The sequence below is a fragment of the Paraburkholderia metrosideri genome, assembly GCF_904848625.1.
Taxonomy (GTDB): Bacteria; Pseudomonadota; Gammaproteobacteria; order Burkholderiales; family Burkholderiaceae; genus Paraburkholderia; species Paraburkholderia metrosideri.
The window spans coordinates 60,670-76,267 of sequence record NZ_CAJHCP010000012.1 but is presented as its reverse complement, the minus strand read 5'-3'; the positions used below and the strand labels follow the sequence as shown (position 1 = coordinate 76,267).

General features: G+C 61.7%; 13 protein-coding genes. 7 read left to right on the top strand and 6 right to left on the bottom strand.

What is annotated here, in order from left to right; all coding sequences use genetic code 11:
- Positions 1-38 precede the first annotated feature (38 nt).
- Positions 39-434: a hypothetical protein gene (locus LMG28727_RS25270; RefSeq protein WP_201645039.1), complete on the bottom strand. Its 396-nt coding sequence runs from the start codon at positions 432-434 to the stop codon at positions 39-41.
- Positions 435-633: 199 nt separating this feature from the next.
- On the opposite strand from LMG28727_RS25270, the gene LMG28727_RS25265 reads away from it, so the two are divergent.
- Positions 634-2,160, top strand: coding sequence for an AMP nucleosidase (locus LMG28727_RS25265; RefSeq protein WP_201645038.1), 1,527 nt, complete (start codon positions 634-636; stop codon positions 2,158-2,160).
- 100 nt (positions 2,161-2,260) lie between these two features.
- Here LMG28727_RS25265 and LMG28727_RS25260 read toward each other — a convergent pair whose 3' ends face one another.
- The 3 genes from LMG28727_RS25260 to LMG28727_RS25250 form a co-directional block, all read right to left on the bottom strand.
- The gene (locus LMG28727_RS25260; protein ID WP_201645037.1) at positions 2,261-2,791 is read right to left on the bottom strand and encodes a chromate transporter; all 531 of its coding nucleotides are present in this window, start codon (positions 2,789-2,791) and stop codon (positions 2,261-2,263) included.
- The gene (locus tag LMG28727_RS25255; protein ID WP_201645036.1) at positions 2,788-3,357 is read right to left on the bottom strand and encodes a chromate transporter; all 570 of its coding nucleotides are present in this window, start codon (positions 3,355-3,357) and stop codon (positions 2,788-2,790) included. The genes LMG28727_RS25260 and LMG28727_RS25255 overlap by 4 nt, the downstream gene beginning before the upstream one ends.
- A gap of 256 nt (positions 3,358-3,613) precedes the next feature.
- Entirely contained in the window at positions 3,614-4,357 is a 744-nt protein-coding gene (locus LMG28727_RS25250; RefSeq protein ID WP_106282655.1) for an LOG family protein, read from the bottom strand.
- 1 nt (position 4,358) lies between these two features.
- On the opposite strand from LMG28727_RS25250, the gene polA reads away from it, so the two are divergent.
- The 3 genes from polA (at position 4,359) to LMG28727_RS25235 (ending at position 9,568) form a co-directional block, all read left to right on the top strand.
- Entirely contained in the window at positions 4,359-7,100 is a 2,742-nt protein-coding gene (polA, locus tag LMG28727_RS25245) for a DNA polymerase I (protein ID WP_201645035.1), read from the top strand.
- Between the two features lie 155 nt (positions 7,101-7,255).
- Positions 7,256-8,608 (top strand): NAD(P)/FAD-dependent oxidoreductase, encoded by a 1,353-nt coding sequence (locus LMG28727_RS25240; protein WP_201645034.1) that lies wholly within the window; start codon positions 7,256-7,258, stop codon positions 8,606-8,608.
- An 87-nt stretch (positions 8,609-8,695) separates the two neighbouring features.
- The gene (locus tag LMG28727_RS25235) at positions 8,696-9,568 is read left to right on the top strand and encodes a dienelactone hydrolase family protein (protein WP_201645033.1); all 873 of its coding nucleotides are present in this window, start codon (positions 8,696-8,698) and stop codon (positions 9,566-9,568) included.
- Between the two features lie 137 nt (positions 9,569-9,705).
- Here the strand turns inward: LMG28727_RS25235 and LMG28727_RS25230 are convergent, their stop codons facing one another.
- A complete protein-coding gene (locus tag LMG28727_RS25230) occupies positions 9,706-10,575 on the bottom strand; it encodes a sulfurtransferase (protein ID WP_201645032.1) in 870 nt (289 codons plus the stop codon).
- 246 nt (positions 10,576-10,821) lie between these two features.
- Entirely contained in the window at positions 10,822-11,928 is a 1,107-nt protein-coding gene (locus LMG28727_RS25225; protein WP_201645031.1) for an aromatic ring-hydroxylating oxygenase subunit alpha, read from the bottom strand.
- A 287-nt stretch (positions 11,929-12,215) separates the two neighbouring features.
- Here LMG28727_RS25225 and LMG28727_RS25220 point away from each other — a divergent pair, with 287 nt between their 5' ends.
- The 3 genes from LMG28727_RS25220 (at position 12,216) to dxs (ending at position 15,395) form a co-directional block, all read left to right on the top strand.
- Entirely contained in the window at positions 12,216-12,524 is a 309-nt protein-coding gene (locus LMG28727_RS25220; protein WP_201645030.1) for an exodeoxyribonuclease VII small subunit, read from the top strand.
- Positions 12,521-13,402, top strand: a complete 882-nt coding sequence (locus LMG28727_RS25215; RefSeq protein ID WP_201645029.1) for a polyprenyl synthetase family protein — start codon at positions 12,521-12,523, stop codon at positions 13,400-13,402. The genes LMG28727_RS25220 and LMG28727_RS25215 overlap by 4 nt, the downstream gene beginning before the upstream one ends.
- An 85-nt stretch (positions 13,403-13,487) precedes the next feature.
- Entirely contained in the window at positions 13,488-15,395 is a 1,908-nt protein-coding gene (gene dxs, locus LMG28727_RS25210) for a 1-deoxy-D-xylulose-5-phosphate synthase (RefSeq protein ID WP_201645028.1), read from the top strand.
- Positions 15,396-15,598 lie beyond the last annotated feature (203 nt).

Below are 15,598 nucleotides of genomic sequence, written 5' to 3'. Positions count from 1 at the left end.
GGGACGACGGCCACGCCGGGCCGTCACCCCAGCCTGAATCAATAACTCAAATGGACCGACGGCAAACGCGTGCTCGCCCGGCCATTGTCGCGCACCGTAGGCGACGTGTCGGCGGGCGCGCTCATCTGGTAACGCGTGCCGAAATTCGACTTCACGTTGATTTCAACCGGCTTGCCCTTGTCGCGATACTCGGTGATTTCAGTGCCATTGGGGCTGGTCTCCTGAAAGCTCGGCGTACGCGGCACGTTGATTTCGACCTTCGAACTGACCTCGGCGGCCGGACGATTGATCTTCGCCAGGTCGGGCAGACCGGCCCGCTCGTTGGCGGACTGAGGAGCGTCTGGCGAGGGCGTGTCGTCGACAGGCTGGGCAGCCATCGCGGCGTTGCCAAAGGCGAGGGCCAGTGCAACGGCGACGGGAAGGAGCGGCTTCATGGTGATTCTCCGATTTGGTGCCCCGATTCTAGCAAATCCAGCCTGGCGTACGGGGCGCGATCGCCTTATTTTGCGCCGCTTTCACGCGATGTGCCCGCAATCTTGCCGGGCCGCCGTGACATGTGTTGCAACGCCGCCAGGTCATTTGGCGATCACAGGTTCCGTGGTAATGTCGTCTCATCAATAGGGGCACATGAAGATGAAGAACGATACCAATCAACGCGCAGTGCAAACTCCTGCCAACAGCTTCCCAACTGAATCGTTCGACGACGCGACCGAGGCCGTCACCCGTCTCTCGGCCATTTACGAAGCGAACACGTCGTTTTTGCGCGACGCATTCGCGCGCTATCGCCGCAACGAATTGTTCGAGCGCCGCGTGCGTGCGTGTTATCCGTTCGTGCGCGTGTGTACCGAGGTCAACACGCATATCGACTCGCGTCGCTCGTATGGTTTTGTTGCGGGGCCCGGCGAGTTCGAAACGACCGTGACGCGGCCCGATCTGTTCGGCGACTACTACCGCGAGCAGTTGCGTTTGCTGGCGAAAAACCATCATGTGAAGATCGAAGTGGGTGTGTCGGATCAGCCTATTCCGATTCATTTCGCGTTCGCGGAAGGCATCCATCTTGAAGGCGATCTCGACCGCGAGCGCCTGTTCCTGATGCGCGACGTGTTCGACACGCCGGACCTCGCGTTGCTCGACGACCGCATTGTCAACGGCACGTATGAACCGGCGCCGGGCGAGCCGCATCCGCTTGCGCTGTTCACGGCGGCGCGGGTCGATTTCTCGCTGCATCGGCTGAAGCATTACACCGCTACGTCGCCCACGCACTGCCAGAATTACGTGCTGTACACGAACTACCAGTTTTATATCGACGAGTTCGTCAAGCTCGGCCGCACGATGATGGCCCATACCGACGACGCCGAATTGCGTGCCTATCGCAGCGAATACACGTCGTTTGTCGAACCGGGCGATGTCGTCACGTACAACGAAAATCTCGGCGAGCAATCGCAGGAAGGTTCGGCACCGCCGCGTCTGCCGCAGATGCCCGCGTATCACCTGAAGCGCGCGGACGGCAGCGGTATCACGATGGTCAATATCGGCGTCGGGCCGTCGAACGCGAAGACGATTACCGATCACATTGCCGTGCTGCGTCCGCATGCGTGGATCATGCTCGGTCACTGCGCGGGCCTGCGTAATACACAGCGTCTGGGCGACTACGTGCTCGCGCACGGTTATGTCCGCGAGGACCATGTGCTCGACGACGATTTGCCGCTGTGGGTGCCGATTCCGGCACTCGCTGAAGTGCAGGTCGCGCTGGAGCGCGCGGTCGCGCAGGTCACGCAACTGGACGGTGCCGAGTTGAAGCGCGTGATGCGCACGGGTACGGTGGCGAGTGTCGATAACCGCAACTGGGAGTTGCGCGATCATCGCGAGCCGGTGCAGCGGCTGTCGCAAAGCCGCGCGATTGCGCTCGACATGGAAAGCGCGACGATTGCCGCAAACGGCTTCCGTTTCCGCGTGCCTTACGGCACCTTACTCTGCGTGTCGGACAAGCCCTTGCATGGCGAACTGAAATTGCCTGGCATGGCGGATCAGTTTTATCGCGCGCAGGTCGATCAGCATTTGCAGATCGGCGTGAAGGCGATGGAGTTGCTGCGGATGAATGGGCTGCATCGCTTGCATAGCCGGAAGCTGCGTAGTTTTGCGGAAGTGGCGTTCCAGTAAGCGAGAGTTGGCTTGTTAGCACGCGAGGGGCGAGCGCGATTCGGCTCGCCGCTCGCGCTGCCGGCGTGCTCGTTTCGCAAGGGCAAGCCGTGTTGCCGCGCTAGAACTGCCCGAACCCCGTCAACCCGATCAGGCTACCCACGGCGAGCAACCACAACGGATGAATCCGCGTTTTCAACGCCATCACGGCGGTGAACGCGCTGATCGCCCACGCAATCGCGGTCGGGTCCGACGCCCTGGCGATCAACGCCGCGCTCGCCGCGACTATGCCGGCCGTTACCGGCACCAAACCCAATTGCGCGTAACGTCGCCACGGACGGTCCTTGAACCGCTCCCACGCATGCAGCGCGAGGACCGTCACGATCGACGACGGTCCGAACTTCGCGATCGACGTCACCAGCATCCCTGACCAGCCGGCCACATGCCAGCCGATCAACGTAACGATCATCAGATTCGGCCCTGGCGCGGCCTGCGCGAGCGCGAACAACGCGCTGAACTCACTGGCTGGCATCCAGTGATGGACGTCCACGACCTGACGTTGCATCTCCGGAAGAATCGTATTGCCGCCACCGAACGCCAGCAGCGAAAGCTGGCTGAAAATAACCGCAAGCGAAATGAGCGTATCGTTCACCGCGCGCTCCGCGATGCGATAAAGATGCTGAGCGGCGTCAGCACCAGCATGGTCGGCAGAAGCGGTAATCGCAAAACAGCAATCGCGACGAAACCGAGCGCCGCGATCAGCGCGGCCAGCGGTTTATTGCGCAACGGCAGCACGATCTTGACGGCCATCGAGATCAACAGGCCCGCAGCCGCAGCGGCAAGGCCCGCGAACAGATGACGAATGTGCGGATCGTTTTGCGTGCGTTCATACAACACGCCGAGTCCGATCACCACCAGCGAAGGCCCTGCGATCAGGCCCAGCAGGCCGGCCAACGCGCCAGGCACACCACGAAAGCGCATCCCCATGGCCACGGAGAGATTGATCACGTTGCCGCCCGGCAGGAATTGGCATAGGCCGAGCAGGTCGGTGAATTCGTCGGCACTTAGCCAGCGGCGCTGTTCGACCAGTGCGCGGCGCGCGAGCGGCAGTGCGCCGCCAAAAGAGATCAGCCCAAGGCCGAGAAAGCCGCCGAAAATTTGCCGCAGCGTAGGCGTAGGTGCCAGTGCGGGTTCGGACGAAGTGAGATCGTGATTCATGTCGCTGAGCTTCCGGTTCAAGCTCAGGAGGTTAGCGCCGAATGGCCGGCGAGCGGAAGGATTTTTTGAGTGCGACGCGGTGCTGCTGATGGCCTGGCAAACTGAAATGGGCGGCCTTTGCGTCACGCCTGAGCGCCGTTGAAACGAAAACGGGCAACCAGAACCTGGTTGCCCGTTAGAGCCTGCTTGCCGTGCTTACCGCATGCTCACTTTGCGCCAGGGGAGCAAACAAGCGCATTCCAGCAGCCTCTCAACCTCACAGATAAAACATCCGGTCTTCATCCGACTTGGTTGGTTGCGGCTCGGTCTCTTCACGGTCTTCATAGAACTTCAGCACCGCTTCGAGCACCTGATCCGGATCGTCGATCACCTGCATCAAGTCCATGTCGGTCGGATTGATCAGGCCCATCGGCGTGAGCGAATTCTTGAACCACGCGAGCAGACCTTCCCAGAACTCGGCGCCTACGAGAATGATCGGCACGTGGCGCGACTTCTTCGTTTGAATCAGCGTGAGCACTTCGGCGAGTTCGTCGAGCGTGCCGAAACCGCCCGGCATCACGATGACCGCGTCGGAGTTCTTCACGAACGTGACCTTGCGCGTGAAGAAATGGCGGAAGCGCAACGAGATGTCCTGCCACTGATTGCCGGATTGCTCGTGCGGCAGCTCGATATTCAGACCCACCGACGGCGCCTTGCCCGCATGTGCGCCCTTGTTGGCCGCTTCCATGATGCCGGGGCCGCCGCCCGAGATGACCGCGAAGCCCGCGTCCGACAACTTGCGCGCGATTTGCGTGGCGAGTTTGTAGTACGGCGAGTTCGGTTTCAGGCGCGCTGAACCGTAGATGCTGACAGCGGGGCGAATCTCCGAGAGGTACTCGGTCGCCTCGATAAACTCTGCCATAATCGTGAACATCTGCCACGATGCGCGGGCCTTCTTGGCCGTTGCGCGCTCTTGATCTGCGAGTGATCGCAGGCTCGGAATCACTTTTCTCTTAGTCATAATGCCTGAAGAACGAAGCCTTGAAGGTAAGACCCTGCTATTGGTCGACGGTTCGAGTTATCTGTACCGGGCCTACCATGCGATGCCAGATCTCCGTGGCCCCGATGGTGGTCCAACGGGTGCGCTCTACGGAATGATCAACATGCTGCGGCGCATGCGCAAGGAAGTCACAGCAGAGTATAGCGCGTGCGTGTTCGACGCCAAGGGCAAAACATTTCGCGACGACTGGTATCCCGACTATAAGGCGAACCGCCCGTCGATGCCGGACGATCTGTCGCGTCAGATCGAACCGATTCATGTGGCCGTGCGTGCGCTCGGCTGGCCGTTGCTGATGATCGAAGGCGTCGAGGCCGACGACGTGATCGGCACGCTCAGCACCGAAGCCGAGAAGCGCGGCATGAACGTGATCGTGTCGACTGGGGACAAGGATCTGGCGCAGCTCGTGTCGGATCATGTCACCCTCATCAATACGATGACGAACGAAAAGCTCGACCGCGCCGGCGTGATCGCCAAGTTCGGCGTACCGCCGGAGCGCATCATCGACTACCTGTCGCTGATCGGCGATACCGTCGACAACGTGCCGGGCGTCGATAAATGCGGGCCGAAAACCGCGCTCAAATGGCTCACGCAATTTGACTCGCTAGATGGCATCGTCGCACATGCGGACGAGATAAAAGGTGCGGTAGGAGACAATCTGCGACGGGCTCTCGACTTTTTGCCGATGGCGCGCAAACTCGTCACCGTCGAGCGCAATTGCAATATGACCGACCATATCGTGTCGATTGAAGAGAGCCTGGAAAGCCGGCCGGAATCGCGCGAGGAATTGCGCGACGTGTTCACGCGGCACGGCTTCAAGACCTGGCTGCGCGAAGTCGAAATCGCCGACGCGGTCGAAGGTCCGGAAACGGACGTGCCGCCGGCGCTGTCGGTGGATCACGAGAAGCACTACGACACCGTGCAGACGTGGGAGCAGTTCGACGCGTGGCTCGAAAAAATCAACGCGGCCGAGATCACCTCCTTCGACACCGAAACCACGTCGCTCGATCCGATGACCGCGCAGATCGTGGGTCTGTCGTTCTCCGTCGAACCGGGCCGTGCCGCCTACGTGCCGGTCGCGCATCGCGGCCCGGACGCGCCGGTGCAACTTCCGCGCGACGAAGTGCTCGCGAAGCTCAAGCCGTGGCTCGAAAGCGCCGATCGCAAGAAGGTCGGGCAGCATCTGAAATACGACGAGCAGGTGCTGGCGAACTACGGCATCGAAATGCACGGCATCGAACACGACACGCTGTTGCAATCGTACGTGCTCGAATCGCATCGCACGCATGATATGGACAGTCTCGCGCTGCGCCATCTCGGCATGAAGACGATCAAGTACGAAGAGGTCGCGGGCAAGGGCGCATCGCAGATCGGCTTCGACGAAGTCGCGCTCGAACAGGCCGCCGAATACGCGGCGGAAGACGCCGACATTACGTTGCGTCTGCATCAGGCGATGTATCCGCAAGTGGCTGCCGAGAAGGCGCTCGATCATGTGTACCAGGCGATCGAGGTGCCCACGTCGCGTGTTTTGCGCAAGATGGAACGCACCGGCGTGCTGATCGACGCTGACAAATTGCGCGCGCAAAGCAGCGAAATCGCCACGCGTCTGATCCAGTTGGAAAGCGAAGCGTATGTGCTGGCCGGCGGCGAATTCAATCTCGGTTCACCCAAACAGATCGGACAGATTTTCTTCGAGAAGCTGGAATTGCCGGTGATCAAGAAGACGCCGAGCGGCGCGCCGTCCACCGACGAAGAAGTGCTGCAAAAGCTCGCAGAAGATTATCCGCTGCCGAAGATTCTGCTCGAACATCGTGGTCTGTCGAAGCTGAAGTCGACTTACACAGACAAGCTCCCGCGCATGGTCAACGTGCAAACGGGCCGCGTGCATACGAACTATGCGCAAGCCGTTGCGGTGACGGGGCGTCTTGCATCGAACGATCCGAATTTGCAGAACATCCCCGTGCGTACCGGCGAAGGCCGTCGTATTCGTGAAGCGTTCATTGCACCGCCTGGACACAAGCTGGTGTCCGCGGATTATTCGCAGATCGAATTGCGCATCATGGCGCATATTTCCGGCGACGAATCGTTGCTGCGTGCGTTCTCGCAGGGTGAAGACATTCACCGCGCGACCGCCGCGGAAATCTTCAGCGTGACGCCGCTCGAAGTGTCGAACGATCAGCGCCGTGTGGCGAAGGTCATCAACTTCGGGCTGATCTACGGCATGAGCGCGTTCGGTCTCGCGGCGAACCTCGGCATCACGCGCGACGCGGCGAAGATGTATATCGACCGTTATTTCGCACGTTATCCGGGCGTCGCGCGATACATGGAAGAAACGCGTCTGAGCGCAAAGGCGAAGGGCTACGTCGAAACGGTATTCGGCCGCCGCCTGTGGTTGCCGGAGATCAACGGCGGCAATGGTCCGCGTCGTCAGGGCGCCGAGCGCGCCGCCATTAACGCGCCGATGCAAGGCACGGCCGCCGATCTGATCAAGCTGTCGATGATCGCGGTGCAGAAGTGGATCGAAGAGTCGAAGATCGGCACGCGCATGATCATGCAGGTACACGATGAACTGATCCTCGAAGTGCCGGATGCGGAATTGTCTGAAGTGCGCAAACGTCTGCCGGAACTGATGTGCGGTGTCGCCCAGCTGAAAGTGCCGCTGGTCGCCGAAGTGGGCGCCGGTCTGAACTGGGAAGAAGCGCATTGATGCGCAGGTAGCCACGCGCGATAACGTCGTGCGCATGTCACACATGTGCGTTGACGGCTTGTGACACCCGTGCTGCTCGCGGACAATCGCTGGAAGGCGGCGCGCCCAGGCGCGTCGTCACGACGGATAATTCATCGGCAAACACGGAGAGTGCAATGCATCGATTTATCGTCGTTGGCGGAGGAGCGGGAGGGCTGGAACTGGCGACACGTCTTGGCGATCGCTATGGCGCCAACAAGAAGCGCGGTGCGCGCGCGTTGGTCACGCTGGTCGACCGCAACCCCACGCATATCTGGAAACCGCTGCTGCATGAAGTGGCAGCCGGCAGCATGGACCCGTTCACGCAGGAACTCGAGTACGCGGCGCAAGCCCGCTGGCACGGCTTCGAGTTTCAGCAGGGCGAACTCACCGGTCTTGATCGCACGAATAAACGTCTCACGCTCGGCACCGTGCTCGACGACGACGGCGCCGAACTGCTGCCCGAACGCGAACTCGAGTACGACACGCTGGTGATTGCGATCGGCAGCACCACGGCATTCTTCGGCGTAAAAGGCGCGCCAGAATTTTCCCTCGCACTCGACACGGTCGGCCAGGCCGAGCGTTTCCGCAAACGCCTGATTGCGGCGTGCATGCGCGCCGAGCATCAGGTGCATGAACCGGTCGAATCGCGGCCGGGGCCGGGCACGTCGACGGCCAGCGAGCCGCGTATTCAGGTGGCGATTGTCGGCGGCGGGGCGACCGGTGTCGAACTGTCGGCGGAGTTGCGCAATACGGCGCAGGTGCTGTCCGCGTATGGCCTGCACAAGCTCGATCCGCGGCATGACGTCGGCATCGTGCTGATCGAGGCAGGGCCGCGCATTTTGCCCGCGTTGCAGGAACGCGTTTCCACAGCAACTGCCGAATTGCTCACCAAACTCGGCGTGAAACTGATGATCGGCGAGACGGTCGCGGAAGTCGCGCCGGGCATTATCCGCACAGCAAGCGGCCATACGGTGCGCGCCGATCTGACCGTGTGGGCGGCCGGCATCAAGGCGCCGGCAATCCTCGGACAACTCGACGGCCTGCCGGTCAACCGGCTCGGCCAGCTCGTCGTGCGCCGTACGCTGCAAACCGAAATCGACGACGACATTTTCGCGCTCGGCGATTGTGCCGCGTGCCCATGGCCTGGCAACGAGCGCAATGTGCCGCCGCGTGCGCAGGCCGCGCATCAGCAGGCGAGCTTTCTGCTGAAGGCGTTGGCGGCGCGGCTCGACAACCAGCCGCTGCCGGAATTTACCTATCGCGACTTCGGTTCGCTCGTGTCGCTCGGTCACTTCAGCGCGGTCGGCAATCTGATGGGCGGGGTGATCGGCGGCAATATGTTGATCGAGGGGCTGTTCGCGCGCTTCATGTACATGTCGCTGTACCGGCTGCATATCGCCGCGCTGCACGGCTATGCGCGGATGGTGCTCGATACCTTCGCGCACTGGCTGCGCCGCTCTACGTTGCCGCGCGTCAAGTTGCACTGACGGGCTCGCGGACGGTTGCTTGCTTCTGCAACGGGATGCGCGTCCGGCGTATCCTGTTGCATCGAATAATCAATCTAGGAGCGCTGCATGCTGAAGCCTGAAATCGACAGCCTGGTCCCGCACGTCCCTTTCAATCGACGCACCTTTATCAAGGCCGCGCTCGGCACCGGTTTTGCGGCGGCCGTGCTGCCGGTGTCGGCGCAAACCATCCATACCGATAGCGACGGCCTCGAAGCCGGCGAAATCGCCGTGCATTCGGGCGACACGCTGGTGCCGGCGTATCGCGCACAACCGAAGGGCAAGACGCATTTGCCGGTGATCATCGTCGTGCATGAGATTTTCGGCGTGCACGAACATATCGCCGATGTCTGCCGCCGGTTCGCCAAACAGGGTTATCTGGCGATCGCGCCCGACCTGTACCAGCGCGAGGGCGATCCGACGGTATTCACGAGCATGCAACAGCTCAATGAGCAACTGGTCAGCAAAGTGCCGGACGAGCAGGTGCTGGCCGACCTCGACGCAACAGTCGCGTGGGCCGGCGAGAACGGCGGGGATCTGAACCGGCTAGGCGTGAACGGGTTTTGCTGGGGCGGACGGATTGCATGGCTGTACGCCGAGCACAACCCGCGGCTGAAGGCGGGTGTGGCATGGTACGGCCGTGTCACGGGGCAGAAGACCGCCAACACGCCTGAGAATCCGCTCGATGAAGTGGCGCAGTTGCATGCGCCGGTGTTGGGTTTATACGGGCGCCAGGATCAAAGCATTCCGCAAGACACGCTCGAACAGATGAAGCAGGCCATTGCGCAAGGCCCGCAAGCGGGGCGCGGTTCGCAATTCGTCGTCTATGACGATGCGGGCCATGCGTTTTTCGCGGACTATCGGCCGAGCTATAAGAAGGCCGATGCGGAAGATGGCTGGCGTCGCGCGCTGGTGTGGTTCAAGCAGCATGGGGTGGGTTGACGCGGGGCGCGTTGGCATTGAGCAACGGGCGCCGCTAAAAGCGCCCGGCGTGTGATGAGCTTGCTCGCCAGCAAAAAAGGCCGTTGACGCATAGTTGCATCAACGGCCTTTTGCTTTCTACTTGCAGCAGTGCGCGCTTACGGATTCGGACCCGTTGCAACCGGCCGCTTCGAGTCCGAGCTCCACTCGCTCCACGAACCCGCATACAACGCGGCGCCGTGCAGGCCGGCTACTTCCATCGCCACCGCATTGACGCACGCCGTCACGCCCGATCCGCATTGCAGCACCACGTGCTCCGGCGTCGTGTCGCCCAGCAATGCGTAGAATTCCTCGCGCAGCGTGTGCGCCGGTTTGAAGCGGCCGTCGGCGGCGAGGTTGTCCTTGAAGAAGCGGTTCAGCGCGCCCGGAATGTGACCGCCGACCCGATCCATCGTCTCGTTCTCGCCACGGTATCGATCTGCCGCGCGCGCGTCGACCACCACACGTTCTTTCGATCCGATATTGCGCTCCACTGCCTGCGCGTCGACCGTCACGGCGAGTGGCGCGCCCGCCTTGAAGTCACCGGTGTTCTGTGCCGGCACGTCTTGCGTCAATGGTTGATTAGCGGCTTGCCATGCTTGCAATCCACCGTCGAGCAGCGCCACCGCGTCGTGTCCGAGCCAACGCAGCAGCCACCACGCGCGCGCGGCGTACATGCCGCCTTGCGCGTCATAGGCGACCACCTGTTGACCCTGCTTCAGTCCGCGCGACTCCAGCGTTTCCACCAGCCGGGCACGATCCGGTAGCGGATGCCGTCCGTTCGTACCGTTCTTCGGACCGGACAGATCGCGATCGAGGTGCAGATAATGAGCGCCGGGCAGATGCCCGGCCAGATAGGCTTTTTCGCCCGCTTCGGGATCGGCCAGATCGAACCGGCAGTCGATAACGAACACGCTGCCGGGCGCGGCCGTGAGCCGTTCCGCGAGATTGGTCGCGGATATCAGCGTGGTGTAGTGAGTGTGGGGCATGACGTCTCCTGTCGACCAGAGTTGGCACTTTAGCGCCTTACTCTGCTCCGATGCAAAGCCCGGTACGGGCGATGGCGACTCCGGTACGACGTACTGGTGCCCAGACGCTGCAAACGGATGGCCAAGCTATCTCGTTAGTCTAAACAAAAAAAGACGGGCCGAAGCCCGTCTTTCTCTGTCGATAAGGTGTTTCGAAGCAGCACATCAAACGCAAATGACGTCAGCGTGGAATGCTTTTGGAGCGGATCAGATCTCGCCCAACTCGCGCCGCAGAAACTCGTGGAAGTGCTGCATGCCGTCTTCCATCGGGCTTTGATACGGGCCGACCTGCGATTCGCCGCGATTCATCAGCGCGCGGCGGCCAGCGTCCATGCGCTCGGCGATCTCGTCGTCTTCGCGGGCCGTTTCCATATAGGCGGCGCGCTCGGCCTCGACGAAATCACGCTCGAACAGCGCGATTTCCTCGGGGTAATAGAACTCCACCACATTGGTGGTTTTCTGCGGACCACGTGGAATCAGCCACGACACCACCAGCACATGCGGATACCACTCGATCATGATGCCGGGGTAGTACACCATCCAGATCGCGCCGAATTCCGGCGGATTGCCGTCGCGGAAACGCAGCACCTGGTCGTGCCACTTCCGGTACGTCGGGCTGCCCGGCTGTTCCAGATCCTTATGCACGCCAACCGTCTGGACGCTGTACCAGTCGCCGAACTCCCAGGTCAGGTCGTCGCAATTGACGAAGCTGCCGAGGCCCGGATGGAACGGCGCGACGTGGTAGTCCTCCAGATAGACCTCGATAAAGGTCTTCCAGTTGTAATTGCACTCGTGAACTTCGACATGATCGAACATGAAGCCCGAAAAATCGAAGTGCTGTTTGGTGCCAAGACGAGCCAGATCGCGTGCGACGTCGCGGCCTTGTGCTTCGAACAGCAGCCCTTGCCAGTTCTGTAGCGGCGTGGCGCCGAGATTCAGGCAAGGGTTGTCCGCGAAATGCGGAGCGCCGAGAAGTTCGCCTTTGAGATCGTACGTCCAGCGATGCAGCGGGCAGACGATGTTCTCAGTCTGGCCGCGACCGTTGAGCATGATGGCCTGCCGGTGGCGGCACACGTTCGACAGCAATTCGACTTGCGACTGCTGGTTACGGACGAGCACGCGCCCCTCGCTTTCGCTGGGCAAGGCAAAAAAATTCCCCGCTTCGGGCACCATGAGATCGTGGCCGATGTAACGAGGACCTTTCTTGAAAAGGGTTTCGATTTCGCGCGTAAGGAGCGCATCGTCAAAGTAAGCCGTGACTGGCAGCTGGCTGTGAATAGACCGCAACTGCAATGCATTGCTCAGATTGGACATTCCCACTCCCGTGAAGACGTGAAAGCAGTGAACAACCCAACCATCGATAGATTCGATTTAGGGAGCCTGCGATTATAACAGTTTCGCGATGTCTGGGGCGCTTAAGTGCCTGATTTGGGTCAAAAAAGTCATGAAAGTTCGACTTTTTCGCCGCAGACTGAACGTTTTTTTTCTGCGAGACTGCTGGGGCGGCGCGGGATTCGCGGGAGATGAGGAAGGCGGCGAGCGGATCGGAAATGTCGCTTTTGCCGTAGAATGTCCGACTTGTTTTAATTTTGCGACTATACATGGCAAAAACCGCTTCGAAAGAACCTGCTGCCGTGCCAGCCGAAGGCGTCGATACCACGCCGCTGCCGGCGAACTACGAGGCCGCGCAGGCAGAGCTGGAAGAGCTGGTTGCGCGCATGGAAGGCGGCAGCCTGAGCCTCGATGAGTCGCTCACCGCCTATCGGCGCGGCGCGGCTCTCGTGGCGTTTTGTCAGCAGCAGCTCGAAAAGGTCGAGCAGCAGGTACGCGTGCTCGATGGCGAGACGCTCAAACCGCTGCCCATGAATACCGCAGGCACAGCCGCTACTGAAAGCGGGGACGACCTATGACATTCGAACAATGGACACGCTCGGTACTCGAGCGTGTCGAAACGGCACTAGAACACTATCTGCCGACCGAGGCGACGGAGCCCGTCAAACTGCATGAGGCCATGCGCTATGCGGTGCTGGGCGGCGGCAAGCGGGTTCGTCCGCTGCTGTGCCATGCGGCTGGCGAGTTGACCGGCGCGCGCGCTGAATGCCTGGATGCGGCAGCGGCGGCGCTGGAAATGATCCACGTGTACTCGCTCGTGCACGACGATATGCCCTGTATGGACGACGACGCGTTGCGTCGCGGCAAGCCGACGGTACACGTCAAATATGACGAAGCGACGGCATTGCTGGTCGGCGACGCGCTGCAATCACAAGCTTTCGTTGCGCTGACGTCCGAGGTTCTGACGCCGGCACAACAGGCTTCGCTGGTGCGCGAACTGGCCCTGGCTAGCGGCTCGATCGGCATGTGCGGCGGTCAGGCAATCGATCTCGCGAGCGTTGGCCACACGCTGACACGCCCGCAACTCGAGACCATGCACCGGCTGAAAACCGGTGCGTTGCTGCGCGCCGCGGTACGCATGGGCGCGCTGGCCGGTGAAACGCCGGACGCGGACGCCATGCGTGCGCTCGACGCTTATTCGGCCGCTGTCGGCCTCGCGTTTCAGGTTGTCGACGACATTCTCGACGTCACGACCGATTCCGCGACGCTCGGCAAGACCGCAGGTAAGGACGCGAAGGACGGCAAGCCGACCTACGTGTCAATTATTGGGCTTGACGCATCCCGCGCGCTCGCAGCGCAACTGCGCAGCGACGCCCATGCCGCGATTGCGCCGTTTGGCGCCCGCGCGCAGCGTCTGGCCGAATTGGCCGACCTGGTGGTGAACCGGGTTAGCTAAACGCGAAAGCCCGCCGCCGCGCACCTTCTTCCCCGGGTGCATGTATGAAGTGCGGGCGCGTAAGTTTTCCTACAATGGAACGACGATGTACGACTTGCTGAAAACCATTGACGACCCGGCAGCCTTGCGCCGCCTCGATCGCCGCCAATTGCAACCGCTTGCCGACGAGTTGCGTGCCTTTGTGCTCGACAGCGTATCGCAGACGGGCGGCCATCTTTCGTCCAACCTCGGCACGGTCGAGTTGACCATTGCTCTGCATTACGTGTTCGACACACCGCGCGACCGGATTGTCTGGGACGTCGGTCATCAAACCTATCCGCACAAGATCCTGACGGGCCGCCGCGACAAGATGCACACGCTGCGTCAACTCGACGGGATTTCGGGCTTCCCGAAGCGCGACGAGTCGGAATACGACACGTTCGGCACAGCGCACTCCAGCACGTCCATTTCAGCTGCGCTCGGCATGGCGGTCGCGAGCAAGCTGCAGGGCGATAACCGCATGGGCATCGCGGTGATCGGCGACGGCGCGATGACCGCCGGTATGGCGTTCGAGGCGATGAACAATGCCGGCGTCGAAGACGACGTGCCGCTGCTGGTCATCCTGAACGACAACGACATGTCGATTTCGCCGCCGGTCGGCGCGCTGAATCGCCATCTCGCGCGCCTGATGTCGGGCCGCTTCTACGCTGCCGCGCGGGCGGGCGTCGAGCGCGTGCTGCGCGTCGCCCCGCCTATGCTCGACCTGGCTCGCAAGCTCGAAGAGCACGCGAAGGGCATGATCGTGCCGGCCACGCTGTTCGAAGAGTTTGGCTTTAATTACATCGGCCCGATCGACGGTCACGATCTCGACTCGCTAATCCCCACGCTGCAAAACATCAAGGAACTGCGTGGTCCGCAATTCCTGCACGTCGTGACCAAGAAGGGTCAAGGCTACAAGCTGGCCGAGGCCGATCCGGTGCTGTACCACGGTCCGGGCAAATTCAATCCGGCTGAAGGTATCAAGCCGGCTACCACGCCGTCGAAGAAGACCTACACGCAGGTGTTCGGCGAATGGTTGTGCGACGCGGCCGAGCTGGACTCGCGCGTCGTCGGTATCACGCCGGCCATGCGCGAAGGCTCGGGCATGGTCGAGTTCGAGAAGCGCTTCCCGGAGCGGTACTTCGACGTCGGCATCGCCGAGCAGCACGCGGTAACGTTCGCCGGCGGCTTGGCGGCGGACGGCATGAAGCCGGTTGTCGCGATTTACTCGACCTTCCTGCAACGTGCATACGATCAGCTGATCCACGACGTCGCGCTGCAGAATCTGCCAGTGGTGTTCGCCATCGACCGCGCGGGTCTGGTCGGTGCGGACGGTGCCACGCACGCGGGCGCATACGATCTCGCGTTCCTGCGCTGCATCCCGAACATGACGGTGATGGCGGCATCGGACGAAAACGAATGTCGCCAGATGCTGTACACGGCGTTGCAGCAGCCGAATCCGACCGCGGTGCGTTATCCGCGCGGTGCCGGTACGGGTGTCGCTACCGTCAAGCAGATGGCTGCGTTGCCGATCGGCAAGGGCGAAGTGCGTCGCGAAACGTCGCAGCCGGCTGGCAAGCGTATTGCCATTCTGGCGTTCGGCACGATGGTCGCGCCGTCGCTCGCAGCTGCCGAGCAACTCGACGCGACGGTCGCAAACATGCGCTTCGTCAAGCCGCTCGACGCTGAACTGGTTCGCCAACTGGCCGACACGCACGACGCCATCGTCACCGTCGAAGAAGGCTGCGTGATGGGCGGCGCGGGTTCGGCTTGCGTCGAAGCCCTGCTTGAAAGTGGGGTTATCCGTCCCGTACTACAATTGGGCCTCCCTGACCGGTTCATCGATCATGGGGACCCGGCCAAGCTGCTCGCCGCGTGCGGTCTCGACGCTGCGGGTATCGCCAAGTCGATTCGCGAACGCTTTCTGGCGAGCGGCGCGGTCGGCGGTCAATCGTCGGTGAAGCGCGTCGCCTGATTGCGCTGCCGTTTGGCATGTCGCCGCTGCTATGGCGGCATGGCAATCTCACACTTGAATCGATGAGGCTTCGGCCCATCTGGTAACGCCGGCCCAGGCCGGCGTTCGCCGTTGCGTAGGCTGATTCGCCCGGTCGCTGCGAGCCCCCAACCGTCGCTTCGCGACGGCGCCCAACGAGGCGATCTCCTCTCCACCCAAGGAAC

Coding starts and splice junctions, on each gene's coding strand:
- LMG28727_RS25225 (WP_201645031.1), bottom strand. CDS start 11,928: ATGTCCAATCTGAGCAATGCATTGCAGTTGCGGTCTATTCACAGCCAG.
- LMG28727_RS25220 (WP_201645030.1), top strand. CDS start 12,216: ATGGCAAAAACCGCTTCGAAAGAACCTGCTGCCGTGCCAGCCGAAGGC.
- LMG28727_RS25235 (WP_201645033.1), top strand. CDS start 8,696: ATGCTGAAGCCTGAAATCGACAGCCTGGTCCCGCACGTCCCTTTCAAT.
- LMG28727_RS25255 (WP_201645036.1), bottom strand. CDS start 3,357: ATGAATCACGATCTCACTTCGTCCGAACCCGCACTGGCACCTACGCCT.
- polA (WP_201645035.1), top strand. CDS start 4,359: ATGCCTGAAGAACGAAGCCTTGAAGGTAAGACCCTGCTATTGGTCGAC.
- LMG28727_RS25270 (WP_201645039.1), bottom strand. CDS start 434: ATGAAGCCGCTCCTTCCCGTCGCCGTTGCACTGGCCCTCGCCTTTGGC.
- dxs (WP_201645028.1), top strand. CDS start 13,488: ATGTACGACTTGCTGAAAACCATTGACGACCCGGCAGCCTTGCGCCGC.
- LMG28727_RS25230 (WP_201645032.1), bottom strand. CDS start 10,575: ATGCCCCACACTCACTACACCACGCTGATATCCGCGACCAATCTCGCG.
- LMG28727_RS25215 (WP_201645029.1), top strand. CDS start 12,521: ATGACATTCGAACAATGGACACGCTCGGTACTCGAGCGTGTCGAAACG.
- LMG28727_RS25250 (WP_106282655.1), bottom strand. CDS start 4,357: ATGACTAAGAGAAAAGTGATTCCGAGCCTGCGATCACTCGCAGATCAA.
- LMG28727_RS25265 (WP_201645038.1), top strand. CDS start 634: ATGAAGAACGATACCAATCAACGCGCAGTGCAAACTCCTGCCAACAGC.
- LMG28727_RS25240 (WP_201645034.1), top strand. CDS start 7,256: ATGCATCGATTTATCGTCGTTGGCGGAGGAGCGGGAGGGCTGGAACTG.